The following is a 26317-nucleotide window of genomic DNA, read 5'->3' as shown; positions in this document are numbered from 1 at the left end:
TCTACTTTCTTCAGGCGAAAAGGGTGGTCACGAACGGTGAGGCGAAGACGCCCTTCGGGTCGTTGCCGCGCAGCTCGGCGACGGCGTCCCTGGCGTCCGGCAATGAGTCGACGTAGAGGTCCGAGAGGCTGCTGTTGGTCCAGGGGCCGGCCGGGGTGTGCGCCCACCGTTTGGCCCATTCACCCCGCAGTGTCGCGTAGCCGCCGATTCGGGAGCGCAGGGTCTCCTCCAGCTCGGCGTAGAACTCGTCGGCGTGCGGGGTGCCCGGCAGGGTCAGGACGTCCAACCAGATCACGGTGTCCTTCTCCGGACTCCCCGGTACACGGGAGGCGCCGGAGAGCGAGGACGCCACGGCGCCGGCGACCACGCTGTGGGCGGGGTCGTCGACCTCGCTGACCCTGAGTTCGACGACGCCGTTGATCGGGTACTTCCGCTGACCCCGGTAGGTGTCCAGGAGGCTGGTGTACACCGCGGAGAAGTCGTGGGCGACCCGTTGGAGCTCGCTGCGTGGGACGACGGCACCGATGCTGCTGGCCGCGACCTTCAGCGTGGTCGGCCGCACGAAGTGGACGAAGCACTTGTTCGGCCCCCACATGTTGCGCGCCCCCGTCGCCGTCAGCCCGGCCTTGGTGGCGGACAACATGAAGCTCCCGAAGGCCGGTGCGAGCCGGTCCTGCCCGGAGACGATCTTCTCCAGGGTGTTCGCGGCGACGTCCGGGAGGGTGTCGGCGAAGGGGTAGTTGTACGGCCCGGTGACCCACCTGGCCCCGGCGGGGCGTTGGTCCGCCCGCCGCCAGATCTGCACCCAGGGTGTCCTGGTGAAGCAGTACCAGATGAACCCGACCCGTCCGTTGACCTCGAGCAGGGAGGTCAACGAGTTCTCCCCCGCGTCCTCCGGTGCTGCCAGGATGTCGTCGATGTCGATGTCGGTCCTGTTGATGCAGTGGACGTTGACGTCCGGGGTGGTCTGCAGCGTCACGCTGATGATGAAGCATGACCCCAGGCAGGTCAGTAGCGCCGCGCATCGGGGATCGTCCCTGTTCACCGTGGTCGCCCGGTAGGTCCCGGTGTCGTGGTCCCACTCGAGGAACCTCAGTTGCGTGATCAGGTTGCTCATGGTGGACAGCGTCCGGCCGTCGGTGTGGGGCTCGTCGACGGTGGAGAGTCCCGTGCCGTGGCCGTTGACCGCCACCGCACCCACCACGGTGATGTCCCCCGGGGCGGGGACGGAGAGCAGCGTCCTTCCGACCCCGTGGATCCGTTCCAGGAGGTCGTCCATCCTGGTCCCGCACCACGCGGTGACCGTGGAGTCCGTCGTCGCGGTGACGCCGGCGAGTTCGCGCACGTCGACGAGGACGGTCCGCGGGTGCGGACGTCCGACGGTCGCCACCGGCGACCAGCTGTGCTGGTACCCGAACGGACGCAGGTTCACGCCGCTCGCCGCGGCCCAGTTGGCCAGCGCGAGGACGTCGTCCTCACTCCCGGGCACCGCGGTCCACATCTTGCCGGTGACGATGGTGTTGTCCCAGTTGCTGAACACCGCCTGGGTGAGCTTGATCCCCTCGGGGAAGTTCGACATGAGTTCCGGGTCGCGGGTCACCGCCGCGGCACGGCCCATGGGCGAGAAGATGACTGTGGCGGCCGCGAGGGCCGAGAGCTTCCCGAAGTTCCTTCGTGTGACGTCGTAGTCTGACATGTCCTGTCCTTCTTCTGGAGGTTGAAACACCCCGAGACCCGGCCGTGCGGCCGTGCTCGGGGTGTCGACAACAGGTGGGTTGGTCCCGGGGGATCGTCCTACGGTCCTACGAACCGCTGATCGACCCGGAGGTGATGGGGCGGGCGGACGAGCAGTAGGACAGGATGTCCCCGATCGTGGTGGGCAGGTGGAACAGGGTGTCCTGGATCGCGTACACCGGGATCTGGACGAGGAGCCTGATCGGCAGGCCGATCAGCTCGGCGAGACTGTTCGGCGACAGCGACTCGCGGATGTCGGCACCGTGGTCACGGAAATTGGCCAGCAGCCATTCCCACGACGCTGCCGGACCGCTGCACACGTTCCAGTTCCGGAGGTCCTCGTCGTGGCTCGGGTTCCAGATGATTCCTTCGGCGGACCCGATGGTGGGTGTCGAGACGTCGTCGGCGGCCGCGGTCGCGACTCCGCCGGCCATGACGGTCATGGTCAGGCACGCCGAAACGGCGAACTTCTTGGTGGTGGTGCTCATGGTGGTGGTCATTGCCAGTCCCCTCAGCTTCCGATGATTCCGATGATTGCCGCCGGAATGACACCAATGACAATGGTGGCCAAGCCAAGGGCTAGATTGATTAGAACGACAGCCAGTTCCAGAATTGCGTCGAGCATTTCCTCTCCTTTCGGACCTCCCCAGTGTTGAGGAGTGGACCGAATATAGATCACCAGGTTCGCAATGTGGAGACTTATATGCATAGTGAATCAAACTAGCTACCAGGATAAACACCGTTCGAAAGTTAGCGATAAACGTTAATTGTTCCCCCATTTACGACCGCTCATTTATTGCAATTGTAGGTTCCGGATAATTGTTATGTTTGCCCCTCGACGTAAAACTCCCCCGCCAACCGCGCCGGCATTCTCCTGCGGCCGGCCGCCACGTGGACGGCGGGCGGATGGTTGACTGGGCGGCATGCCGCTACCGTTCATCACCGCCGACGAGGTCCGTCAGCGCGTCCCCATGCTCTCCGCCGTCGACGCGATCGAGCAGACCCTGCGCGACGGCCTCGACCCCGCGGGCACACCCGCCCGCAGCAGCGTCCCGCTCGACCACGGCAGCTTCCTGCTGATGCCCGCGCAGACCCGTGGTTCCGCCGGGGTGAAGGTCGCCAGCGTGGCACCCGACAACCCCGCGGCCGGACTGCCGAAGATCCAGGGCCTCTACCTGCTGTTCAACGCCACCACCCTGGAGCCGAGCGCGGTCCTGGAGGGCAGTTCACTGACCGAGATCCGCACCCCAGCGCTCTCCGCGGTCGGTGTGCGCCACCTCGCCCCCGGGCGTGGGCGCACCGGTGACGGGGTGGACGTCGTCCTGTTCGGCACGGGCCCGCAGGCCTACAACCACGTCCACGCCACCGCCGCGGTGCGACCGATCAACTCCGTCACGGTCCTGGGTCGCCGCCAGAGCAAGGTCGACGAGCTGGTCGCCCGACTCACGCAGGACGGTGTCAGCGCCGTCGCCGGCACCGATCCGGCCGACCATGTCCCGCAGGCCGACCTGGTGCTGTGCTGCACCAGTGCCAGGGCGCCGCTCTTCGACGGTTCCCTGGTGCGTGACGACGCCCTGGTGGTCGCGATGGGATCCCACGAGCCGGACGCCCGGGAGACCGACGACGTCCTGCTGTCACGGGCCACGGTGTACGTCGAGGACGTGGACACTGCGATGCGCGAGGCCGGTGATGTGCGCATCGCCGTCGACAACACCACGATCAGCACCGATGACCTGCACACGCTCAGCGAGCTGGTCAACGACGGACCCGTGGACGCCCCCGGCCCGGTGCTCCTCAAGACCGTGGGCATGGGTTGGCAGGACCTCGCCGTGGCCGAGGTCGCCTACAGCACCGAGGAACGCTGACACGGCGGAGGTCGAAGGTGCATAGGCGGGATCACGCCCCGTGGATCAACCGCGGACGCTCGCTCACACCTCGAAGCTGCCGAACAGCACCGTGGCCAGCAGCAGGCCGAGCACGAGGTTGAACACGGTGGCCAGTCCGAACACCGCCACCGGGCGGGCCCCCGCCTCCTTCAGGGTGCGTGCCTCGAACTCCAGGCCGATGGAGACGAACGCCAGGATCAGGAAGTAGTCGCGGAAGCCCTTCACGGTGGCGTCCACACCCTCCATCGTCGCCTCGTCGAGGAACTCCGCGGCCACCGTGACGATCACCGACGCCGCCACGAAGCCGATCACGAACTTGGGGAAACGGTGCCAGAAGTCGATGGCACGCAACCTCGGGGCGCCCTCTCCCCGATCAACCTTCACCGCGAACCACGCGGTCAGAGCCACGGCGACGAATCCGATGAGTGCGTTCTGGGTGAGCTTCACGATCGAGGCGATCTGCAGGGCGTCCTCCCCCGCCAACGCACCGGCCGCGCTCACCGCGGCGGTGGTGTCGATGTTGCCGCCGATCCAGGCACCCGCCACCGCGTCCGGCAACCCCAGTACCTGCGCCAACCAGGGGAGAAGAAAGATCGACGGCAGGGCGAACACGATGACCAGTGTCGCCGTGTACGCCAGGTGCTCCTTCTTCGCCTTCACCGCCCCGGCCGCGGCGATCGCCGCGCTGACCCCGCAGATCGACACCGCCGAAGCCAGCAGCGCACGAAGGTGATCGTCCACCCCCAGCCTGCCCGCGACCCACCAGGTGAAGAAGAACACCCCGGTGATCAGCACCAGTGCCTGGAGCACCGCCGGCCCTGCGGCCCGCAGGATCACCGACAGCACCACGGTGCCGCCGAGCAACACCAGCCCGGTCTTGATGAAGAACTCGGTGCGGAACCCCGCGGCGAGGCGCCCCCGCACCCCCAGGGCGGACAGCACCGCGTTGAGCGACAGCCCGATCAGGATCGCGTAGACGGGGAACTCGACCGCCCCGCCGAGCTTCGCCACCGCCGTGCCCTCGGACCATTCGGGGACGTTCTCGGTGAGGTAGCGGGTCAGCGCCCCGCCGCCGAGGACCACGACGAGCCCGGCGACGGCCCAGCGCCACTCGAGACGCCGACCGTCCTGCAGGTTTGCCCGCTCGATGCTGCCTTCACCGACGCCACCGACCGTGGCGGTCACAGGACCAGCCAACTCTCGGTGATCACGCCGGCCAGCACGAGGACCAGGATCCCCAGCCCAGCGACCACGGCAGCCCAGTCCTCCGACAGGGCGAACCTGGCGACCTGCCTGACGGCCTCGTTCGACTCGTCTGACTCGCCGGGTCCGCTGTTCGCCGTGTCCTCGCTGGTGTGTGTCGTCATGCACCGAAGATAGACAACTCAGTCTACCTGGTGGAAGCGTTCCATTCCCCCTGAATCAACCGCGCCGCCACGACGGTCAAGCCCTGGGAGGTGGTGGCTCCAACACCTCTGCTGCCCGGCGCAATCCCGGCATTTCGGTCCGGTCGCTGTCAGAGATCGGACCGAAATGCAGGGATTGCGCCGGTGGCGTGCGGACGTCGGAGACACATAGGCGGGGATCACGCCCCGCGGATCAACCGCGCCGCCGCGACGACCGGTTCCACGATCACTCCCGGGTAGGTCGACTCCAGCTCCGCGGCCACGTCGCTGAGCGGACCGCCGCCGATCACCACACGGTCGGCCCCCTTCGTCACCGCGCGCTCCACCGCCACCGCCAGCTCACACCGGCTGGCCTGTGGCGAGGTCGCCAGCACCAACGGGTCGGTGCGTGTGAGCTCCAGTCCCGTGTACGACTCCGCCACCCCCACCCGTGCCACCAGCTCTGCCAACGACCCCGCCAGCTCGCCGGTGGTCGTCGCGATGGCGAAACGTCCTCCCGCGGCCGTGGCGGCGAGCAGGGCGGCCTCGCCGATGCCGGTGACGAGCACCCCGTCCAACGCCGGCAGGTGGCGCAGCTCCCGCACACCCGGGTCGCCGAAGGCGCCGACCAGCACCGCGTCGAAACTCGATCCGTCCTGCGAACCGTCCTGTGCAGCATCCTGCAGCGCACCACGCACGGCGTCGACCACATGCCCCGCGGCGTCCTGCAGCGCGTCCGGCGTGGTGATCATCGCCGGGCCGCGCGCAGCGGTCACGGCGGTCACCACGCAGCCGGGAGCCTCGGCGAGCGCAGCGTCCGGCCCGAGGGCGGCGCGCAGCCGCCGCGCCATCATCGCGGTGGTGGATTGGTTGGTGTTCGGGTTGACCAGCAGGATGCGTCGGGTCACCGCAGACCCCCGCGCGCCGCGGCCAACTCGCGCACGCCCGTGGCGATGCGCACCTCCGAGATCGAGGCCAGGCCCACGCGCACCTCGTCGCGGCGCACCACCGCACCCGGCGCGTAGTACAGCTCACCGGGACTGACCAGCACTCCCCTGCCGCGGGCACGCACCGACCAGTCGGCCGTGTCCGCCCCCTGCGGGTCGTGCATCCACATGTTCATCTGCGGCACCACCAGCTGCCCGGCCATGTCCGGCAGGTAGGTGCCCACCGCCTCGCGGAACTGCTCGTACTTCGACCGCACCCGCAGCCGGTAGCTGCGCAGCTGGCGGGCGTAGTCACCGGAGCGCACGAACAACGCCAGGCTGCGCTGCAGCATCGGCGAGGGCGTCTTCGTGGAGAAGTGCCGGAAGCGTCGCAACGCGGCGATCAGCTCCGGGGCGGCGACCACGTAGCCCATGCGCAGCCCCGGCGCGAGGTACTTCGAGAACGTGCCCAGGTACACCACGCGCCCGGAACGGTCGATGGACTTCATCGGCGCCAGGGGTGGACCCTGCAGGCGGATCTCGGCGTCGTAGTCGTCCTCCACGACCACCGCGTCGGACGACTCGGCGAGCGCCAGGAACCTGCGGCGACGCTCCGGGCTCAGCGCCACGGACGTCGGGTGGTGGCTGCTGGGCGTGAGGTAGACCAGGTGCGCACCCGCGGCGTCGTGGGCCACCGCGCCCTCCCGGTCCACGCGCATGTGCTGCATGCGCGCCCCACTGGCGGCGAAGACCTGGTACGCGTCGACGTAGCCGGGGTTCTCGAAGGCGACACGCACGCCGGGGCCGACCAGCGCCAGCGACAACAACGACAGCGACTGCTGCGTGCCCGCGGTGATCATCACCTCGTCCGGGCCGGCACGCACCCCACGCGGGGCGAGCACCTCCTCGACCAGGGCGTTGACCAGCATCGGGTCGTCGCCCTCGCGGGGATCGCCGAGTGCCACGTGCAGGTTGCGTCCCGACATCGCCGCATTCACCGCCTTGAGCCACGAGCGGGTGGGGAACGTGTTCTCCTCCACCTGCCCGCTCATGAACGGGAACGGGTAGCGCCGCTGGTCCGGCACCACGATCCGGGTGACCGGCGGGGCGTCACGGTAGAACAGTTCGTCCCAGTCCACGCAGGACGCTGCGGGGGCGGTTGCGGGGTCGTCCGCGGCTGCGCGCCCCGGCGCGGGCGGTGGCAGGGTGGGCGCGGTGGCCGGGTACATGCCGCTGCGCGGCTTCGCCGTGATCAGCCGGTCGTCCACCAGGCGCTCCAACGCGGTCTGCACCGTGGTGCGCGAGACCCCCAGCTGCTCGGCGAGCTGACGCGACGACGGCAGGGCGCGGTTCAGCGGGTAGTCGCCCCGCGAGAGCCCCTGGCGCAGGAACGCGCCCACCCGCGCGTGCAGCGGGGTGACGTGGGCCAGGGCCGCCCAGTCGTCGGTGAAGCTGTGCACCGGGTCAGCATAACCCCGACACCAGAAGCAGACATGCCGCCACGAAGGCCACCACCCGCCCGAGCATCGTCACCAGCCCCATCGGCGCACGCCTGGCCAGCACCACGCCGAGCACCGAACCGATCACGATGCCGACGACGAACGTGCCGATACCGTCCCACCCGTCCGGGGCCAGTCCCGTCGTCGGGGCCAGCACCACCAGCCCACACACCGAGGCGACCAGGAACATCACCGCCAGACCCTCGCGGTACCTGCGGGCGTCCGGCGCCTGGTAGACCATCAGCAACGGCGGGCCGGGCAACGCCACCGTCGCCGTCATCGTGCCCGCCACGAACCCGCCCACACCCATGCGCGTGGGAGAGGTCGTGATCACCCTGCCGAGCAACGGCGGCAGCAACGCCACGATCACCCCCAGGGCCACCACCACGTTCACCGCCTTCTGGTGCTCCCCGATCCACGCCAGGAACGGCACACTGACCACCGTTCCCACGATGATGCCCACCCCGGCGGGGAGGAGCAGGCGGGCGTCCTTGCGCAGGTTCGCCCGCTTCGACGTGGCCACCGAGATGATCATCAGCACCGTGGTGATCGTGAGCAACGGCCCGGGCAGCAGGTTCGGCGCGACGAGCACGACCAGGGGCGCGGCGACCAGGGCGAACCCCGAGCCGGTGACGGCCTGGATCACCGCGGCCACGATGCCGACGGTGAGCAGCAGTGCGGTGCACATGCTCAGCACCCCCGGTCCGTGAGATGTGCGGGGTGTGCGCGGGAGGCGCGGGGTGCGCGCTGCTGGTGTGCCATGGGGATCCTGGCCTCTCGTCGTCGGGCGGCGGGGGCGCGGAGGGTCACTCCGGCGCGCCGCCCCAGTTGTGCGGGACTCCCCCAGCCTGCTGTGCCGACGACTGGACCTGAATATCCACGGGACGGGCAGTACGGGCGGTCCAGTTGAAACATGCCAGAAACATTGAGTCCGGCGGGTTACCCGGGGTGCTCCGGGTGCTCGGTGCGCCACCGCGTCCCCGCCAAGCTCGGCATACTGGGGCCCATGACCCGCCGACGAGTGACCCTTCGCGCCGTGACAGCGAGTGTCGGCACCGTTGTCGGCTCGTGCGCCCTGCTGCTCACGTCCTGCACGACACCGCAGGCCTCCTCCGACGGTGGCTACAGCTCCCACGCCGCCACGCTCGACGGGGTCAACCGCACCTGGGACGTCTACACGCCGGAGAGCGGTGGATCCGGTCGATCAGACGAGGCCCCGCTGCCGGTGGTGCTGGTCATCCACGGCACCGGCGACACCGGCGCGGGCATCCGTTCGGGGATCGGGCGGGACCTGGAGCGTCTCGCCGATCGCGACGGGTTCATCGTGGCCTACGTCGACGGGTATGCCAACAACTGGAACGAGTGCCGCGCGGCCGGCGACTGGCCCGCCAAGCAGCAGGATCTCGACGACGTAGGCCTGATGCGTCACGTGGTCGAGACGATCCACGGGGATTCAGGCGACTCCGGCGACTCCGATGCCTCCGATGTCGCTGCCCCCGTGTACGCCATCGGGTACTCCAGCGGCGCGCACATGGCCCAGCGCCTGGCCTACGAGGCGCCCGACCTGGTCAGCGCCGTGGCCTCAGTGAACGGCAACGTACCCACAGACGACAACTTCACCTGCAGCGATGAGCACCAGCCGGTGTCGATACTGTTCCTGCAGGGCCGCGAAGACCCGATCAACCCCTTCGACGGTGGCGAGGTGGTGCTCGGATCCGGTGCCAACGCCGTGAGCCGTGGGAACGTCCGCTCCGCCGAGGACAGTGCCGAATGGTTCGCCCAGCGCAACGGCATCGCGGACACCGGCTCACCCACCACCGTGCAGGACGGAGACGCCAAGGTAACGACCTGGGGCGACGCCTCAGGTATCACTCCCGGTGGCTCTCCCGACGACAGCACTGTCCGGCTGATCGCCGTGGACCACAGCGGGCACTCCTTCCCCACCTCCACCGGCAACTGGGGCAACTCCGGCGGTGCCCGCTACGACGGCCCCGGCGCGATCTGGGACTTCTTCAAGTCCGCAACCTCCTAGCAGCCGCTCCCCGACCGCGCCTGGACCACGCCACAGACTCACCCGTCGAAATTGTCGCCCTCCCAGGTAGGCAAAGGGCCCGAAACGCTACCTGGGAGGGTGATCGGGCTGCATCGCGCTGGAAAAGGTGGCGGTAGAGGTCACCAACCCCACCGCCTAGTCCAGCCCCCAGTTCCAGTCCTTCGTGGCGGTGCGCAGGTGCGCGTAGGAGCGCACGGTGCGTCCGTTGAAGGCGGCTGAGGCCGGCGAGGTGCCCGCCACCGTCCACTCCGGCGGGTTCTCGGCACCGGACAGGGCCCACGCTGCCTGGCGGGCCGCACCCAGGGCCACGTATTCCGCGGGGTCCGGGACCAGCACGTCCACCCCGAAGATGGACGGGGCGACCGCGCGCACCGCGGCCGAGCGTGCGCCGCCGCCGATGAGCAGCACGCGGGTGGCCTCCACACCGGTGGCGCCCACGAGCGCCTCCACGGCGTCCTTCATGGAGCACAGCAGTCCCTCCACGGTGGCGCGGGCGAAGTCCTCGCGGGTGGTGGCGGTGGTGATGCCCTGCAGGATGCCGGTGGCGTTGGGACGGTTGGGGGTGCGCTCGCCGTCGAGGTAGGGCTGCAGCACCAGGCCGCCGGCGCCGGGGTCGGACGCCAGGGCCAGGTTCTCGAACTCCTCCCAGTCCACGCCGAGCAGGCGGCGTCCCATGTCCAGCACGCGCGCGGCGTTGAGCGTGCAGACCAGCGGGAGGTAGCGTCCTGAGGCGTCGGCGAAGCCGGTGACCATGCCCGCGGAGTCGTGCACGCTGTCGGGGACCACGGCGGAGGCCACCCCGGAGGTGCCGATGGACACGCTCACGTCGCCGGGCTGCAGCGCCAGGCCCAAGGCCGCGCCCTGGTTGTCGCCGGTGCCCGCGCCGATGACGGTGCCACGCTCGGCCGCAGCGGCGTTCACCGATGCGGCGACGACCCCGACCCGCTCATTCGGCCCGGCCAGACGCGGCAGTTCGACGTCGTGGCCCAGGGCGCGCTCGGCGAGCTCGGGCAGCCAGCGTCGTTCGCGGGTGCTGTAGTAGCCGGTGCCGGACGCCTCGCCGTGGTCGGTGACCTTCTCGCCGCGTTCGGAGAGGTGCCAGGTGAGGTAGTCGTGCGGGAGCAGCACGCTGGCGGTGCGCGCGGCGTTCTCCGGCTCATGGTCGCGCATCCAGCGCAGCTTCGAGGCGGTGATCGAGGCGACGTAGCGGCTGCCGGTCAGGTCCACGCAGGCCGCGGGGCCGCCGAGTTCGTCGATGAGTTGCTCGGCGGCGCGTGCCGAGCGGGTGTCGTTCCACAGCAGGGCGTCGCGCACGACCTCCCCGTCGGCGTCGAGGGCGACCATGCCGTGCTGCTGGCCGGCGACGGACACCGCGTCGGCGCGGTCCAGCAACCCGGCGGTCGCCTGCTCCATGGCGTCCACCCAGGCCCGCGGGTCGACCTCGGTACCGTCGGGGTGCGTGGCGCGTCCCTCGTCGACGACCTCCCCGGTCGCCGCGTCCACCAGCAGTGCCTTGCAGGACTGGGTGGAACTGTCGATTCCCAGCACGAGTGCCATATCAGTTGTCTCCTTCGATCTCTCCGAGCACGTGGAGGGTCGCTCCCGTGTTCTCCAGCAGGGCGCGGTCGGCGTCACTGATCTCATTGTCCACGACGACGTGGTCGAACTCCGTAACGTCGGCGATCTTGAACACCCCGGGGGCACCGAACTTCGTGGAGTCCACGACCAGCACCTTCACCGGGGCGGTGTCGAGCAGGGCCCGTTTGGTCTCGGCGGCCTCGGTGTCCGGGTGGAAGATCGCCGGCCCGCCACCGGCGGAAGGACGCACCGCGGTGGTCGAGACGAAGACCACGTCCGCCGACAGCCGCCGCAGCTGCTCGGACGTGACCGCCCCCAGGAAGGAGTCGGTCTCCGGGATGTACTGGCCCCCGCAGCCGATCAGGCGGATGTTGCCCGCCCCCGTGCGCTGCCGGTGCAGGCTCATCGCCGCCAGCGAGTGGGTGATCAGCGCCGAGGGGCTGCGCTGCGGCAGCAGGGTGACCAGGGACTCCAGGGTGGTGGAGTCGTCGACGGAGACCACCGCCCCGTCCTCGACGAGTTCGGCGGCCAGGGCGCACAGTCCGCTCTTGACGTCGCGGTGCAGTTGGCGGCGCTGGCCAACCCCCAGCTCGCTCATCGAGGGGCTGACCGAGCGGGCGCCGCCACGGACCCGTTCCAGCAGGTTCTCGGCGGCGAGGTGGTCGAGGTCGCGGTGCACGGTCATCGGTGAGACCTCGAAGTGGCGGGCGAGGTCCTCGACGCGGGCGGTGCCGTGGCGGGTGACGTAGGCCACGATGTTCTCGCGGCGTTTGTCGGGGCGCTTGTCGGCTCCCGTCGCAGGTGCGGGCTGTGACGTTGGGGGCATGGGCGCAACATTAGCACGGGGGCGATGTGAAGTAACCCCCGTTTTCAACATTTTTTTGTTGTAAGTGGTGACTTTCTAACATAATGGCGGTAGGTTGATCGCATCGGGCCACCAGGTGTGACCCACATCCCTCCCGCCTGACGCTTCAGGAGCACAGATGACTTCCAGCACCACACAGCCGGACACACCCCGGCTGCTCGAACGCCTCGGCATCCCCCAGGCACTGATCTGGGGCTTCGTGGGCCTCACCATCTTCATGATCGGCGACGGCGTCGAGACCAACATCCTCGAGCCCTTCCTGCGCGACGACCACGGGTTCTCCACCTCGCGGGTGGGCACCCTGGTCACCGTCTACGGCATCTCCGTCGCCATCGCCGCCTTCTTCGCCGCCGCCCTGTCGGACCTCTGGGGCCCGCGCCGGGTGATGATCCTGGGCGTGAGCGTCTGGGTCACCCTGGAGCTGGTGTTCCTGTGCCTGGCACTGCCGACGTCCAACCCGTGGCTGATCTTCATCACCTACGGACTCAGAGGCTTCGGCTACCCGCTGTTCGCCTACGGGTTCCTGGTGTGGATCACCGCGGTGGCCCCCGCCGAGGACCGGGCCACCGGCGTGGGCTGGTTCTACGTGAGCTTCTCCGCCGGCCTGCCCACCCTCGGCGCACTGACCGCGACCGTCTCACTGTCCCTGCTGAACCTGGACTTCTACCAGACGCTCTGGCTGTCGCTCTCCCTGGTCATCGTCGGCGCGTGCATCGCCCTGTTCGGCGTGCGCGAGCAGGTCGGACGCAAGCCCCTGGTCGACAACCCCGAGGAGGTCAGCGCCACCCTCTCGCGTGGCTTCAAGCTGCTGGCCCGGGACAAGCGCGCCCGCCGGGTGACCTACATCCGTACGATCAACTCGGTGCCGACCTACGCCATGGCCGTGTACTTCCCCGCCTACTTCACCGACGAACTCGGCTGGAAGCTCGGCTGGTTCCTCATCCTCACCACGGTGATCTACGCGGTAAACCTCCCGTTCAACCCGCTCTACGGACGCATCGGCGACCGCTTCGGCTGGGCCACCACCATGTTCTGGGCCGGTGCGGTCGCCTGCGCCGTCACCCTGGCCGCGGTGTACTTCACCCCGCTGATCGGACGCTCCCTCGGCCTGCCCGACCCGCTCGTCTACGGCGTGACACTGGCCTTCGGCGCCCTGTTCGGCGTCTCCCTGGCCGGCTACGTCCCGCTCTCGGCGATCGCCGTGGCGATCGACCCGGAGCACCCGGGTGCGGCGATGTCGACCTACAACCTCGGCGTCGGCGCCGCGGTGGCCGTCGGCCCGCTGCTGGTCGCGGTGTTCCTCCCGCTGGTCGGCGCCACCGGCCTGACGCTGATCATGATCGGCCTCTACCTCTTCGCCGCCTACCTGTCGCTGACCCTGCGCGGCAACCAGCCCGGCTTCGACGGCGTGCCCGACAACGTCCCTGAACCCCTCGCGGAGAAGGCTGCCGAAGAAGCAGCCCGCCAGAACTGACCCACTCCACTCCACAGCACACACCCACAGCAAGGAGAACTCCCGTCATGCCCACCCTCAGCACCTCCCTCCTCCCCGACGTCCCTGAGATCACCGCGCACACCGGCAACCCCACCGCCGTGCCGTCCTACGACCGCTCGCAGGTCACCCCGGGCATCGTGCACATCGGCGTCGGCGGTTTCCACCGCGCCCACCAGGCCATGTACCTCGACCGTCTGATGAACCAGGGCGAGGCGCTGGACTGGGGCATCGTCGGACTCGGCGTGATGCCGTCCGACGTGCGCATGCGCGACGCCCTCGCCGGCCAGGACCACCTCTACACCCTCACCACCAAGGCGCCGGACGGTTCGGAGGACGCCCGCGTCATCGGCAGCATCGTCGACTACGTCTTCGCCCCGGACGACCCGGCGGCCGCCGTGGCGATGCTCGCCGACCCGCAGATCCGCATCGTGAGCCTCACCGTCACCGAGGGCGGCTACAACATCGACCACGTCACCGGGGAGTTCGTGGAGGACGCCGAGCTCATCGCCGCCGACCGCGCGGCCCTGCGCTCCGGCGACCACGCCTCGCTCAAGAGCTTCTTCGGTCTGGTCACCGCCGCACTCGACGAGCGCCGCCGCGCCGGCGTCGCGCCGTTCACGATCATGAGCTGCGACAACATCCAGGGCAACGGCGAGGTCGCCCACGCCACCTTCGTCGCCTTCGCCACCAGCGTGGACGCCGAGCTCGGCGCCTGGATGGACGCGTCCGTGGCCATCCCCAACTCCATGGTCGACCGCATCACCCCGGAGACCACCGACGCCGACCGCGAGGACGTCGCCGCGCGCGGCTACACCGACGCCTGGCCCGTCGTCGCCGAGGACTTCACCCAGTGGGTGCTGGAGGACAAGTTCACGGCCGGACGTCCGCCCTACCAGGACGCCGGGGTCCAGCTCGTCGACGACGTGGTCCCCTACGAGCTGATGAAGCTGCGCCTGCTCAACGCCTCCCACCAGGGCCTGTGCTACTTCGGCCACCTCGCCGGGCACCGCATGGTCCACGACGTGATGGCGGACCCGCGCTTCGGCGACTTCCTGCTGGCCTACATGACCGACGAGGCGACCCCCACCCTGCGACCGCTGCCGGGCGTGGACCTGGACGACTACCGTCGCACCCTGATCCAGCGCTTCGGCAACACCGCGGTCAAGGACACCGTGGCCCGGCTGTGCGCCGAGAGCTCCGACCGCATCCCCAAGTGGCTGCTGCCGGTGGTGCGCGAGAACCTCGCCGCCGGACGCCCCGTCCGCCTCTCCGCGGCGATCGTGGCGTCCTGGGCACGCTACGCCGAAGGCGTGGACGAGGACGGTGCACCGATCACCGTCGTCGACCGGATGGCCGACCGACTCAAGGAGTCCGCCTCGCACAACCGGGAGGACGCCCTGTCGTTCCTGCGTGACCGGGAGGTGTTCGGCGACCTGGTGGACTCCCCCGAGTTCACCGCCGATTACACCCGGGTGCTGGAGTCGCTGCACACGGTCGGCGCCGAGGCCACGCTGGACATGCTGCTCGCCGAGCGCTGATCCTCCTCCCACCCCGTCCCTCCGACGGGGGTGATCTGTATGGCAGGTGGGGCGGGGGTGGACCGGTACCCGCACGGGCTCTTGTCGCGGTTGTTTCCTCTGTAGTAAGTTCGGTACGGCCCGCTACAGTTAAACGTAGCCTACGGTTAGAGACGTTTCACCAACACCACCGCCCGGCGAACTGCTCTCCACGGCATTCCCACCCCGTCGCCGGGCCAGGAGAGGATCCCCCTTCATGCTGCACACCGCCCGCCGCTCCACCGGACGTACCGTCCGCCGGACCCTGACCGCCACCGTGCTCGCCGGTGGCCTCGTTCTCGCCGGCTGCTCCACCGATGACTCGGACAGCAGCTCGGACGACACCAACTCCTCCGACAGCGCCGAGGGTGGCGCCGAGGAGTCCGAGGTCACCATCGACAACATGTACGGTGAGGCGACCTACAACACGAACCCGGAGACCGTCGTCGCGATCGGTACCGCCGTGGACAACCTGCTCGCCCTCGGCATCACCCCGGACGTGATCGTGGAGCGTGGCGATGACGCCAACGCGGACTGGAAGAACCCGGACCTCGAGGGCGTCGAGCGCATTGCCGTCTCGGAGGACTTCCCGCTCGAGGAGGTCGCCGCCAAGGATCCCGACTTGGTCGTCGGCGACACCTACCGCATCGACGAGGACACCTACAACGAGCTGTCCAAGGTCACCGACGTGCTGCCCGGCATGGACGAGGACGCCAACTGGGAGCCGCAGCTGCAGGCCCTGGGCGAGATCTACGGCCTGGAGGACAAGGCCCAGGAGGTCATCGACGCCGACGAGGAGGCCTTCGCCTCCGCACGTGAGGAGTTCCCCGGCCTCGAGGGCAAGACCGCCCTGACGGTGCAGGACCGCGCCGGTCAGTTCGGCGTGATCGCCGACCCGGAGAACATCGCCAACAAGTTCTACTCCCGCCTGGGCATGACGCTGCCGGCCTCCTTCACGGACGGCTCCCTGAACGTCGACGCCGATCGCGCGCAGATCTCCTACGAGCGCGTGTCCGACCTGGCCGCGAACTTCATGGGCATGTACGCCACCGAGGGCATGGACAAGATCCGTGCCATCGCCGGCTACAGCCAGCTGCCGCAGGTCGAGTCCGGCGCCGTGGTCGAGGATGACAAGGCGGTCATGGCCGCGCTGAACATCCCGTCCTCGCTGTCCAACGCGTGGCTGCTCGAGCAGCTGCAGGACCAGCTGCAGATCGTCTCCGACGAGGACGCCGTCGACGCCGAGTAGTTGATTCGACAGTAAATGTAGTGGGGAGATACTCTCCCACTACAGAATGAGGGCCCGGGATCAGATTCTGATCCCGGGCCTTCTCATTGTCTGCAGGCCTTCACTGCCGTCCGTCGAGGGTCAGCGGATGACCTTTCGCACGGTGGTCTCCTTGTCGCCGAGGTACTCGCGGCGGAAGTAGCTGTCGAGCAGCGAGCTGCCGAGGGACTTCTTGCCGCGCTGACGTGACGTTCCCTGGCCCGTCTTCCCGAACAGGGCACCTGGGCTCTTGCCCTTGCCCGCCCGGCCGGCGGCGCCCTTCTGCCCTGCTGCACCGGCGGCTCCCGCCGCTCCTGCCCCGGCTGCCATTCCATTACCGCCGGCACGTTGTCCGGCGGCGTTGTTGCTACCGGACACAGGGGCCGCCCCGCCTGCCGCCGGGACTCCTCCCCTGGCACCAGCGCCTCCGTGTGCGGCGCCCGCCCCCGGACTGGACGAGCCACCGGCTCCGGCGAGAGGCATGGCACCGGGACTGCGGGGTGTTGCGGTGCTGACGCCTCTGGGGAGAAGGGGTTGGGCCACGGACCCTGGCACGCCTCCGCGCAAACCGGTGGTGGTCCCTGGGGCCGCCGTCCCCGGGGTGACGGTCGGTGTCCCGCGTCCGCCGACTGCTCCGAGGGCCTGGTTCTGCCCGGCGACCATGGATGTCGGCGAGCCTGCCTGCGCGCCACCGGGTGCGCCGTAGGCACCGCCTGTGGGCCCCATCGGCGATTGCCCGACGGGTGCTGCCTGGTTCGCCGCCGCTGGGGCCGCCCCGATCTGGCTGGCTTGCTGTGCGACGGCGTTGGGCTGCGCGGCGGCCTGGGTAGCAGCTGGTGTCGCTGCGCCACCGGCGACCTGGGTGATGGCTTCTTCAGCTGCCATGGTCGCTGCCCCCGCGGAGGTCAGCGCCCCACCACCGGTGTGACTGGTCACCGGTACCGAGAGGTTGGTGACGAGCGGCCGGGCGGTGTCGAGCGCGGGCTGGAGGTAGCCGGCGACGAATGCTGCGACCTGTGCCTGGGATTTCGCGGCGATGGCCGCGGCCCCGGCACCTCCGGTGGCTGCTCCGGCCGCGGTTGCCTCTGCAGCCAACTCGAGCTCCATGGCGACGAGTTGGGTGTGCGCGGCCGCCCGGATCGGCGGCAGCTGCAGCATGGAGGTCGCCATCGCCGTGGAGTTGGCCGAGACGACAGCGCACTGTTCCGCGATCGTCGATATCCCCGCGTAGATGTTCGTGAAGACTTCACCTTCCGTGGTGGAAGCAAGTGAGCTGGCGGCACTGCGAAGCAGTTCCGAAGCAACGATCATTTTTCCGGCCGACTTCGACCACGAATTTGCCGCCGACACGATCCCGCTATCGTCACCGGCGAACATGACTGTCAGTGCCTTCAGGGGTGTCACCGCCTCCACGGCCGCAATTGGGGGAACATAGCCGAGGTCCAGTATACGAGTCTCGACGCGCGAAGGGAGGATATAATTCTCAAACTCCTCCATGGACTCATCGAACTCCAACATCATCTTGAAGGCGCCCTCCGACGCGATCTCCTGAGCGCGCAAGGACTTCGCCAGCGGAACCAGAGAATCATACAGCCACCCAACATTCGAGATCGCAGCCGTCGTTGCAACCGCAAGGGAACCCGGATGACCGAGAAGATAGGATGCATACTGAGTGGATACGGCAGTCAGGGAAGGTGAAGTAGTAAACAAAGATGTCACAGCATCATGGAGTCCAATGCCATTCAACTCCCTATTAGCAAAGTCGACCCCCTGAGCAACTCGCCGTAGACTATCATAGTCATACTTAAACATAGAATCCCCCACCTAAGATATTCTTGAACAATTGAAGCACCGAAACCGAACGCTGACATTCCACATTTGCAGCACTATCTGCACTTCCCGAAAACGCGCTATACCTCCCCACCGCTACCTGATCAACAGCAATGCAGCCTACCGCCAACTCCGCCGACCCCGCCCCCAGCCTGAGATATCCATGTAGAGGATCAAGATCGTCCTGATCAATCTTGGAAAACGCACGATAGTCCTCGACGAATCCAATATCAAAAGTACGAATTCCGGAATTGATACTGTCGGCTGCAACCAAGCCACAAAAGGCTATTCCCAAGCCATCATCCGGAGAAACGTCGACATCGAGTCCGATTTGCCCAATTCTATTGTCAATTTCGGGATGACAGGGTTCAGGCATGTCCTCCCACTGCGGCATCATCGCCCTCTCCCCGAGCAGCTCCAGGACGACAGGTTGCCCCACGAATCGTTGGGACTTGTACACCAGGTTATCCATTGGATCCAACGGCCTGGTCTCGAACCAGAGGCCGGTGTGTCCCGCAGGCTGAATCATCCGGCCGTCGTCCGTCACCTCGGGTTCCGCGATCATGCCATCAAGCGCAGCTTCCCCCTCCCCCGCGCCGTCCCCGGAATGCTCGGCCGCGGCGACGTCCACCCCATCCCCGGCCTCACCGTCAGCAGGCGAGCACGCCGTCACCATCATCACCATCACCAGAACGACGACCACGCACGGCAGCCACAACAGCCGATGCGAACCGTCGTCTCCCACGCTCTCCCGATGGACCATAGGCCCCACCCCGCCTCTTCGACTCAATTATCGCCGTCCCACCAGGGACGACATCCAGACAGCCGCTGTTCCCCACGACCCCCACCCGAACCCCCGACGGGCCGGACCACCACAGGGTAACCCACATTCACGAGCGTGTCCAGGGGTAAAACTATCCTTCTGTAGACCGGCTCAGGACGTCCGTTTCCGGTCCACCGGCGTCCCCAGCACGGACAGTGCCGTCGCCAGGCCGGCGTAGTTCGTCACCAGCATCACCAACGCCACCAGCTCCCGGTCGGAGAGGTACGTCGCCAACGCCGACCACGTCGGCTCGTCCACCTCCCCGTGCGCCACGATCTGGTCCACGGCGTCCAGGATCACGCCCCAACGCCTCGTCTGACCATGCGACTCCCCTTCCATCGCCTGAATCTGCTCATTCTTCAGCCCCGCCGACGCCGCCAGCTTCCTGTGGTGCGCCGCCTCATACTCGGATCTCTGCAGATGTGCGACGCGCAGGATCACCAGCTCGGTCTCCCTGCGCGACAGATAACCGAACGGCATCATCATCGCCGAGTACACCAGCCACGGCTTGAACAGCCGACGGGCCCTACCGATCGTGGAGAACACCCCCATGGTCTCCGTCCCCTGCACCTTCGCGCCGATTCGCGCGATCAGGTGGTTGAGCACCCCCAGCTCGCGGACGCCGGGGACCTTCTCACCGGGGCGGGTGATCCGCGCCGAACCCTCGGGTGATGCCTGTGTGGACAGTGACTCCGGGCCAGATATGTTCATACCCCAACACGCTACCCGGCCCGAAGCCGCCACGGGGCCGGCCCGGCAAAAATCCGCCCACAAGACCGCGACGGCACCACCGGTCTACTTGACCGTCTGGTCCTTCTCGTCCTCACGCAGGGTCAGCACGTCCACACCGGTCTCGGTGACGACCATCGTGTGCTCGAACTGCGCGGACCACTTGCCGTCCCGGTTCTGCACCGTCCAGCCGTCGTCCCAGATGTCGTAGGGCAGCTCGCCCAGGTTCAGCATCGGCTCGATCGTCAGCGTCATGCCCGGCTCCAGCACCGTGTTGTACGCCGGCTCGTCGTGGTGCAGCACCACCAGACCGTTGTGGAACGTGGGCCCCACCCCGTGGCCGGTGAAGTCACGGACCACCGAGTAGCCGAAACGCTTGGCGTAGGCCTCGATGACCCGGCCGATCACGTTGATCTCCCGGCCCGGCTTCACAGCCTTGATGCCGCGCCACATGGCGGCGTACGTGCGCTCCACCAGCAGGCGGTGCTCCTCGGAGACATCGCCGGCCAGGTAGGTGGCGTTCGTGTCACCGTGCACACCGTTCTTGTAGGCGGTGACGTCGATGTTCACGATGTCCCCGTCCTGCACCACCGTGGAGTCCGGGATGCCGTGGCACACGATCTCGTTCAGGCTCACGCAGGCGGCCTTGGTGAAACCACGGTAGCCCAGGCAGGACGGGTAGGCGCCGTGGTCGCACATGTACTCGTGGGCGACCCGGTCGATCTCGTCGGTGGTCACGCCCGGAGCCACCACGGCACCGGCCGCGGCCAGGGCGCCGGCGGCGATCCAGGAGGACTCGCGCATCGCCTCGACGACCTCGGGTGTCTGCACCCAGGGCTCACCGACGTTCTCCTGCACCTCGTCCCGCCACGCGTACTCCGGACGTTCGATGGAGTCCGGAACCTTCCGGATCGGGGTGGGGTTACCGGGTGTCAGAAGCGCTCTACTCATGACGCCCCAGCCTACTCCCCGTCCAGGTTGTCGAAGAACTGCTGGGTCACCGCCACGGAGTGCTCCGACCCGCCGCCCAGCACGATCATCGTGGCGAACGCCAGGTCGCCGCGGTATCCCATGAACCAGGCGTGCGAGCCCTCGTTGATCTCCGCCTCACCGGTCTTGCCGTACACCTCGCCGGCACCGGAGATCGCCGAACCCGAACCGCTGGTCACCACCGCGCGCATCATGTCGCGCAGGTTGCCCAGCATGCCGGGGTCCAGGGGCTCGCCCTCCACCGCGTCATTGCCGTCGGTGTCCAGGGTGTGCACCCCGTCGGTGTTGATGAGGTTCGGCACCGGGGTACGTCCGTTCGCCGCGGTGGCTGCCACCAGCGCCATGCCGAAGGGGCTGGCCAGGTCCAGGCCCTGCCCGTAGCCGGCCTCCGTGCGGTCCAGCATCACCTCGCCCTCGGGCACCTGGCCGGTCATCGTGGTCAGCCCCGGGATGTCGTAGTCACGGCCCAGGCCGAACTTCGCTGCCTCCTCCTTCAACTCCCCCGGCTCCAGGTCCGTGGAGATCCGGGCGAACGTGGTGTTGCAGGACTGGGCGAAGGCGTTGCGCATCGAGGTGTTGCCCAACGAGAAGGAGTTGTAGTTCGTCACGATACGACCGCCGATGTCCTGCGTCGCCGGGCACGCCACCGAGGAGTCGGCGTTCAGCCCCTCCTTCTCCACCCCGGCCGAGGCGGTGATCACCTTGAACGTCGATCCCGGCGGGTACTGGCCGGACAGCGCCACGTCGCCCTGCTTGTCCGCCTCCTCGGTCTGCGCCACCGCCAGCACCTCACCGGTGGACGGGCGCATCACCACCATCATCGCCTCGTCGTTGGGACGGGTGTCCACCGCCTGCTGCGCGGCCTCCTGCACCGCGCGCGACAGGCTGACCTTCACCGCCGGCGCGGGGGCGGGTTCGGCGCGTTCCAGGGTGCGCACCACCGAGGCGTTCTGGTTGACCGCCACGACCTCCCAGCCGGCCTCGCCCTCGAGCTCGGGTTCCACCAAGTCGGTGACCCGGGACATGATGTCGGGGGCGAAACCCGGGTCAGGACGCACCATCGCCGGTTCCTCGTTGAGCCGGACCCCGTCGATCGCCTCCAGCTCCTCGCGTAGCTGGTCGCCGAACTGGCCGGGGATCATCGTCACCGAGTAGGTGCCCGAGGCGTCCGATGCGGCGGACCACACGGCCGCCTCGTCGATCGTCGGGATGGCTTCCTCACCGGCGTGCGCAGCGGTGAGCACACGTCCGATGCGTCCCACCGCGCCCTGCACCCCACCGGACGTACGTGCCTCGTCGAGGTCCAGCACCACCCGCCAGGTGGTGCCCGGGGTGGCGAGCACCGCACCGTCGGAGCCGACGATGTCGGCGACCTGCGCGTCCATCCGACGCAGCTCCAGGTGCTGGTCGGCGCCCAGGTCCGGGTGCAGCACCGAGGAACGCCACCGCACCGTCCACTCCCCGCCGGTACGCGTGGCGGTGAGGGTGGCGTCGTAGCTGAACTCGCGTTCGCCGGGCAGGTCCCAGGTCATGGTGTAGTCCGCGGTGGCGACGTTGTCGTCGGTGCGCACGCCCTCCACGTCGACCTGCAGGCCGTCGGCCTGCAGGGAGTCCCAGGACTGCTCCAGGGCGTCGGACGCCACGGCGTCGTCGTCGGTGAGCCGGGCGGCGGCCTCGACGTCGCGTGACGAGACCGCGTCGAGGAAGTCACCGACCACGTCGTCGGCGACGTCCGGACGCGGGGTGCAGGCGGAGACCGTGACCAGTACGACGCTGAGCACCAGGCTCAGTACGCCGGCTACGGACGACACACCGGCGCGTGTGGTGGTGGTGCGTCTCGGGGGCCGAGCGCCGGGCGCCCCCAGAATCTGGGTCATGCCGGTCACGCTAGCAGCGCAGCGCGCTGGTTCCCCGGACAAACACGAACCGCTTTCACCCGGCCCCCTGCCAGGTGTGGCCCCGCGGTCTAGGTGGTGACCTTGACCTGGGGGGAGCCGGTGACGCCGGCGGCGGCGAGCTCCTCGGGGTCCATCTCGTCGGCGATCTTCATCGCCTCCTCGATGAGCACCTCGACGATCTCGTCCTCCGGCACGGTGCGGATGACCTCACCCTTGACGAAGATCTGGCCCTTGCCGTTGCCCGAGGCCACGCCCAGGTCGGCGTCGCGTGCCTCACCCGGACCGTTGACCACGCAGCCCATCACGGCCACGCGCAGCGGAATCTCCATGCCGTCCAGCCCGGCGGTGACCCGCTCGGCGAGGCTGTACACGTCCACCTGCGCACGCCCGCAGGACGGGCAGGACACGATCTCCAGCTTGCGCGGACGCAGGTTCAGCGACTGCAGGATCTGGTCGCCGACCTTGATCTCCTCCACCGGGTCCGCCGACAGGGAGGTACGGATCGTGTCGCCGATCCCCTCCGCCAGCAGGGCGCCGAAGGCCACCGCGGACTTGATGGTGCCCTGGAAGGCCGGACCGGCCTCGGTGACACCGAGGTGCAGCGGGTAGTCGCTCTGCGCGGCGAGCTGACGGTAGGCCTCGACCATGATCACCGGGTCGTTGTGCTTCACCGAGATCTTCAGGTCGCCGAAACCGTGCTCCTCGAACAGGCTCGCCTCCCACAGCGCGGACTCCACGAGGGCCTCCGGGGTGGCCTTGCCGTACTTCTCCATGATCCGCTTGTCCAGCGAACCGGCGTTCACGCCGATACGGATCGGGATACCCGCCTCACCGGCGGCCTTGGCGACCTCCTTGACCCGGCCGTCGAACTCCTTGATGTTGCCCGGGTTCACGCGCACCGCGGCACAGCCGGCGTCGATGGCGGCGAAGATGTACTTGGGCTGGAAGTGGATGTCGGCGATCACCGGGATCGGCGACTTCTTCGCGATCGCCGGCAGCGCCTCGGCGTCGACGGTCTTCGGGCACGCGACCCGGACCATGTCGCAGCCGGTGGCGGTGAGCTGGGCGATCTGCTGGAGGGTGGCGTTGACGTCGTGCGTCTTCGTCGTCGTCATCGACTGGACGCTGACAGGGTAGTCACTTCCGACGCCGACGTTGCCGACCATGAGCTGGCGGGTCTTGCGACGGGGAGCCAGCACCGGCGGCGGAGCGTCGGGCAAACCGAGGGAAATTCCGGTCATCGTGTTGTCTAGTCCTTACTTTTCGTGTGGATCTACGGGCACAGTCTACGCCCGGGCGTCCTGACGGGCTAAAACAGTTGGAGTGGGTTGACGACGTCGGCGACGATCACGGTCAGACCGAACACCAGCAGGATCGCCGTGGCCACGTAGGTCACCGGCATCACCTTGACGTAGTCGACCGGGCCGCCGGGCTCGAGGCCGCGCATCCTGCGCAACCGGTCACGCAGCTTCTCGTAGATGACGATGACCGCATGGCCACCGTCCAGGGGCGGCAACGGCACGAGGTTGAACACCGCGAGGAAGAAGTTGAGGTTCGCCAGCAACAGCAGGAAGCTCATCCACTGGCTCTGCTCCACCATCTGCCCACCGATGTGGGAGGCGCCGACCACGCTGACCGGGCTGTCCATCTGACGCTCGGCGCCGAAGATGGACTGCACGACCGGCCAGTAGCGCTGCGGCAGGTCGACCAGCGCCTTCACGGTCTCCTTGCCCAGGTAGTAGGTGTAGTCGGCGGTACCGCCGACCGCGGTGACCGGGTTGTAGTCCACCATCTCCGCGCGCCCGTCGAACTGCACGCCGATCGCGCCGACGGTCTGACCCTCGCGCTCCACGAGCTGCACCTGCAGGTCCAGGTCCACGTCCCGCCCGTCGCGCTGGACCGTCGCCGGCACGGTGACGGTGTCGCCGACGGCCGAGCCGTCCTGCCCCGCGGTGCGTCCGACCTCCTGGACGCCCGAGATGACCTCGGGGATGCTCCCGACATCCTCGCCGTCGACACTCACGAAGGTGTCGCCGACGGCGACGCCGGACGCCGCGGCGGAACCCTCACCGGAACAGGTAACGTCCTGTGTGGCGTCGGTTTCCGGCGAGCACACCAGCTCGACGGCCTTCGGTGCAGGCGCCTCGGTGGACGGCAGTCCGAAGCTCACCGCCACGCTGAAGATGATCAGCGTGCCGAGCACGATGTTCACGATGATGCCCGCCATCATCACGAAGACCCGCTTCCACGCGGGCCTGTTGATCATCAGGTACGGCTCTTCCTCCTCCGTCCACGGGTCGTTGACGGTCATGCCGGCGATGTCGCAGAAACCGCCCAGCGGGACGGCCTTGAGGCCGTACTCCGTGTGGCCGCGCGTGGTCGACCACACCGTCGGCCCGAAGCCGATGAAGTAGCGGCGCACGCGCATGCCGCACACCCGGGCGGCGACCATGTGGCCGGCCTCGTGCAGGGCGATCGTCACCCCGATCCCCAGGGCGAAGAGGATCACGCCAAGAGCGAAACTCACCGGCCCATCCTCTCGTGGGCCCGCGCACGGGCCTCGCGCTCGGCGGCGAGGACGTCGTCGATGTCACGCGGACGCTGCACCAGCGACGCGCAGTCCCCCATCACCTCGGCGATGGTGTCGACGATGCGCGGGAACGCCAGGGTGCCGGCGAGGAACTCCACCGCGGCCTCCTCGTTCGCCGCGTTGTATACCGCGGGCATGCACCCGCCGGCCGTCACGGCCTCGCGTGCGAGCCGGACGGCGGGGAACACCTCGTCGTCCAGGGGCTCGAAGTCCCACGTGGACGCCGTGGCGAAGTCCAGCGACGTCTGGGCGCCGGGGACGCGCCCCGGCCAGCCCAGCGCCAGGCTGATCGGCAGCTTCATCGACGGCGGGGACGCCTGGGCGATCGTCGCGCCGTCGCGGAAGGTGACCATGGAGTGCACGATGGACTGCGGGTGCACCGTCACCGCGATCTGTTCCGCCGGGACGCCGAACAGTAGGGACGCCTCGATGAGCTCCAGCCCCTTGTTCACCATCGACGAGGAGTTCAGCGTGTTCATCTGCCCCATCGACCAGGTCGGGTGGTTCGCCGCCTGCAGCGGCGTGACGTCCTGCAGCGCCTCGCGCGTCCACCCGCGGAACGGCCCGCCGGACGCCGTGAGCACCAGCTCCGCGACGTCCTCGTGACGTCCCGACCACAGGCACTGCGCCATCGCCGAGTGCTCCGAGTCCACCGGGACCAGCTGGCCCTCGGACGCGGCGTCCAGCACCAGCCCGCCGCCGGCGACGAGCGACTCCTTGTTCGCCAACGCCAGACGCGCCTCGCCGGTCAACGTCGCCAGGGTGGCGTCCAGTCCCAACGACCCGACCAGGGCGTTGAGGACGACGTCCTCACTGCCCAGGCCCAGGTCCCCGGTGGTGCGCTCCACGAGCTGACGGGCCGAGTCCGCCCCGCGGACCACGTGGCCGTCCAGCTCCCGCTCGATCTCGTCGGCACTGCGGTCGCTGGCGACCGCCACCTGCCCGGCGCCCAGGCCGAAGGAGCGCACCTGCTGAAGCAGCAGCTCCGGTTTCGTCCCGTGCGCGGAGATGCCCACCAGCTCGAAACGCTCCGGGTTGTCCGCGATGATCTCGAGCGCCTGCGTACCGATTGAACCGGTACTACCCAGCACCACTACTCGTCTCTTCACCCGGCCCATTGTTCCACGGGCCCGCGGCGCCACGGTAGCCGGGACGCCACCTCCCCGCGCTCCCCCAGCAGACCTCCAGGCTGCCCCCAGCCGCCGGTCAGGTG

23 protein-coding genes are annotated in these 26317 nt (G+C 68.5%); 6 read left to right on the top strand and 17 right to left on the bottom strand.

The window, feature by feature from the left end:
* Positions 1 to 10: 10 nt before the first annotated feature.
* Complete coding sequence (locus ACT3UN_RS00780) at positions 11 to 1696, bottom strand: cholesterol oxidase substrate-binding domain-containing protein (RefSeq protein WP_301444067.1); 1686 nt, start codon at positions 1694 to 1696, stop codon at positions 11 to 13.
* Positions 1697 to 1802: 106 nt separating this feature from the next.
* A complete protein-coding gene (locus tag ACT3UN_RS00775) occupies positions 1803 to 2222 on the bottom strand; it encodes a hypothetical protein (RefSeq protein WP_441578707.1) in 420 nt (139 codons plus the stop codon).
* Positions 2223 to 2657: 435 nt separating this feature from the next.
* Between ACT3UN_RS00775 and ACT3UN_RS00770 the strand changes: the two genes are divergently transcribed.
* Positions 2658 to 3599: an ornithine cyclodeaminase family protein gene (locus ACT3UN_RS00770; RefSeq protein WP_441578706.1), complete on the top strand. Its 942-nt coding sequence runs from the start codon at positions 2658 to 2660 to the stop codon at positions 3597 to 3599.
* Positions 3600 to 3662: 63 nt separating this feature from the next.
* On the opposite strand, the gene ACT3UN_RS00765 is transcribed toward ACT3UN_RS00770, so the two are convergent.
* The 5 genes from ACT3UN_RS00765 to ACT3UN_RS00745 all read right to left on the bottom strand — a co-directional run bounded on the left by ACT3UN_RS00765 (position 3663) and on the right by ACT3UN_RS00745 (position 8118).
* Entirely contained in the window at positions 3663 to 4754 is a 1092-nt protein-coding gene (locus ACT3UN_RS00765) for a YeiH family protein (protein ID WP_441578756.1), read from the bottom strand.
* A gap of 47 nt (positions 4755 to 4801) precedes the next feature.
* Positions 4802 to 4987: a hypothetical protein gene (locus tag ACT3UN_RS00760; RefSeq protein WP_301443604.1), complete on the bottom strand. Its 186-nt coding sequence runs from the start codon at positions 4985 to 4987 to the stop codon at positions 4802 to 4804.
* A 218-nt stretch (positions 4988 to 5205) separates the two neighbouring features.
* Positions 5206 to 5913, bottom strand: a complete 708-nt coding sequence (locus tag ACT3UN_RS00755) for an aspartate/glutamate racemase family protein (protein WP_301443605.1) — start codon at positions 5911 to 5913, stop codon at positions 5206 to 5208.
* Complete coding sequence (locus ACT3UN_RS00750) at positions 5910 to 7391, bottom strand: aminotransferase-like domain-containing protein (RefSeq protein WP_301443606.1); 1482 nt, start codon at positions 7389 to 7391, stop codon at positions 5910 to 5912. The genes ACT3UN_RS00755 and ACT3UN_RS00750 overlap by 4 nt, the downstream gene beginning before the upstream one ends.
* Positions 7392 to 7395: 4 nt before the next feature.
* The gene (locus ACT3UN_RS00745; protein ID WP_301443607.1) at positions 7396 to 8118 is read right to left on the bottom strand and encodes a sulfite exporter TauE/SafE family protein; all 723 of its coding nucleotides are present in this window, start codon (positions 8116 to 8118) and stop codon (positions 7396 to 7398) included.
* A gap of 348 nt (positions 8119 to 8466) precedes the next feature.
* Here ACT3UN_RS00745 and ACT3UN_RS00740 point away from each other — a divergent pair, with 348 nt between their 5' ends.
* On the top strand, positions 8467 to 9462 hold the full coding sequence (locus ACT3UN_RS00740) for an alpha/beta hydrolase family esterase (RefSeq protein ID WP_444655763.1): 996 nt from the start codon (positions 8467 to 8469) through the stop codon (positions 9460 to 9462).
* 156 nt (positions 9463 to 9618) lie between these two features.
* On the opposite strand, the gene xylB is transcribed toward ACT3UN_RS00740, so the two are convergent.
* Positions 9619 to 11040, bottom strand: a complete 1422-nt coding sequence (gene xylB, locus ACT3UN_RS00735; protein ID WP_301443786.1) for a xylulokinase — start codon at positions 11038 to 11040, stop codon at positions 9619 to 9621.
* A gap of 1 nt (position 11041) precedes the next feature.
* Positions 11042 to 11887, bottom strand: a complete 846-nt coding sequence (locus tag ACT3UN_RS00730; RefSeq protein ID WP_301443785.1) for a DeoR/GlpR family DNA-binding transcription regulator — start codon at positions 11885 to 11887, stop codon at positions 11042 to 11044.
* A gap of 157 nt (positions 11888 to 12044) precedes the next feature.
* Here ACT3UN_RS00730 and ACT3UN_RS00725 point away from each other — a divergent pair, with 157 nt between their 5' ends.
* The 3 genes from ACT3UN_RS00725 (at position 12045) to ACT3UN_RS00715 (ending at position 16226) form a co-directional block, all read left to right on the top strand.
* Complete coding sequence (locus tag ACT3UN_RS00725) at positions 12045 to 13400, top strand: MFS transporter (RefSeq protein ID WP_444655761.1); 1356 nt, start codon at positions 12045 to 12047, stop codon at positions 13398 to 13400.
* Positions 13401 to 13447: 47 nt separating this feature from the next.
* The gene (locus ACT3UN_RS00720) at positions 13448 to 14959 is read left to right on the top strand and encodes a mannitol dehydrogenase family protein (RefSeq protein WP_301444028.1); all 1512 of its coding nucleotides are present in this window, start codon (positions 13448 to 13450) and stop codon (positions 14957 to 14959) included.
* Positions 14960 to 15194: 235 nt separating this feature from the next.
* Complete coding sequence (locus ACT3UN_RS00715; RefSeq protein ID WP_301444029.1) at positions 15195 to 16226, top strand: ABC transporter substrate-binding protein; 1032 nt, start codon at positions 15195 to 15197, stop codon at positions 16224 to 16226.
* 120 nt (positions 16227 to 16346) lie between these two features.
* On the opposite strand, the gene ACT3UN_RS00710 is transcribed toward ACT3UN_RS00715, so the two are convergent.
* Entirely contained in the window at positions 16347 to 17414 is a 1068-nt protein-coding gene (locus tag ACT3UN_RS00710; RefSeq protein ID WP_441582270.1) for a hypothetical protein, read from the bottom strand.
* A gap of 61 nt (positions 17415 to 17475) precedes the next feature.
* Between ACT3UN_RS00710 and ACT3UN_RS00705 the strand changes: the two genes are divergently transcribed.
* Positions 17476 to 17679, top strand: coding sequence for a hypothetical protein (locus ACT3UN_RS00705; protein WP_441582271.1), 204 nt, complete (start codon positions 17476 to 17478; stop codon positions 17677 to 17679).
* A gap of 369 nt (positions 17680 to 18048) precedes the next feature.
* Here the strand turns inward: ACT3UN_RS00705 and ACT3UN_RS00700 are convergent, their stop codons facing one another.
* The 7 genes from ACT3UN_RS00700 to dxr all read right to left on the bottom strand — a co-directional run bounded on the left by ACT3UN_RS00700 (position 18049) and on the right by dxr (position 26222).
* Entirely contained in the window at positions 18049 to 18819 is a 771-nt protein-coding gene (locus tag ACT3UN_RS00700) for a hypothetical protein (protein WP_444655759.1), read from the bottom strand.
* 189 nt (positions 18820 to 19008) lie between these two features.
* Complete coding sequence (locus ACT3UN_RS00695) at positions 19009 to 19608, bottom strand: carboxymuconolactone decarboxylase family protein (protein WP_444655757.1); 600 nt, start codon at positions 19606 to 19608, stop codon at positions 19009 to 19011.
* 84 nt (positions 19609 to 19692) lie between these two features.
* A complete protein-coding gene (gene map, locus ACT3UN_RS00690; protein ID WP_301443292.1) occupies positions 19693 to 20577 on the bottom strand; it encodes a type I methionyl aminopeptidase in 885 nt (294 codons plus the stop codon).
* 11 nt (positions 20578 to 20588) lie between these two features.
* The gene (locus ACT3UN_RS00685) at positions 20589 to 22493 is read right to left on the bottom strand and encodes a penicillin-binding transpeptidase domain-containing protein (RefSeq protein ID WP_444655755.1); all 1905 of its coding nucleotides are present in this window, start codon (positions 22491 to 22493) and stop codon (positions 20589 to 20591) included.
* Between the two features lie 89 nt (positions 22494 to 22582).
* Positions 22583 to 23755: a flavodoxin-dependent (E)-4-hydroxy-3-methylbut-2-enyl-diphosphate synthase gene (ispG, locus tag ACT3UN_RS00680; protein WP_301443290.1), complete on the bottom strand. Its 1173-nt coding sequence runs from the start codon at positions 23753 to 23755 to the stop codon at positions 22583 to 22585.
* 68 nt (positions 23756 to 23823) lie between these two features.
* On the bottom strand, positions 23824 to 25041 hold the full coding sequence (locus tag ACT3UN_RS00675; RefSeq protein WP_301443289.1) for a M50 family metallopeptidase: 1218 nt from the start codon (positions 25039 to 25041) through the stop codon (positions 23824 to 23826).
* Positions 25038 to 26222, bottom strand: coding sequence for a 1-deoxy-D-xylulose-5-phosphate reductoisomerase (gene dxr, locus ACT3UN_RS00670; RefSeq protein WP_301443288.1), 1185 nt, complete (start codon positions 26220 to 26222; stop codon positions 25038 to 25040). The genes ACT3UN_RS00675 and dxr overlap by 4 nt, the downstream gene beginning before the upstream one ends.
* Positions 26223 to 26317 lie beyond the last annotated feature (95 nt).

The organism is Corynebacterium sp. AOP12-C2-36, assembly GCF_052379185.1.
Taxonomy (GTDB): domain Bacteria; phylum Actinomycetota; class Actinomycetes; order Mycobacteriales; family Mycobacteriaceae; genus Corynebacterium.
Note: the sequence above shows the minus strand (reverse complement) of the source record. Positions and strands in the feature narration are given on the sequence as shown.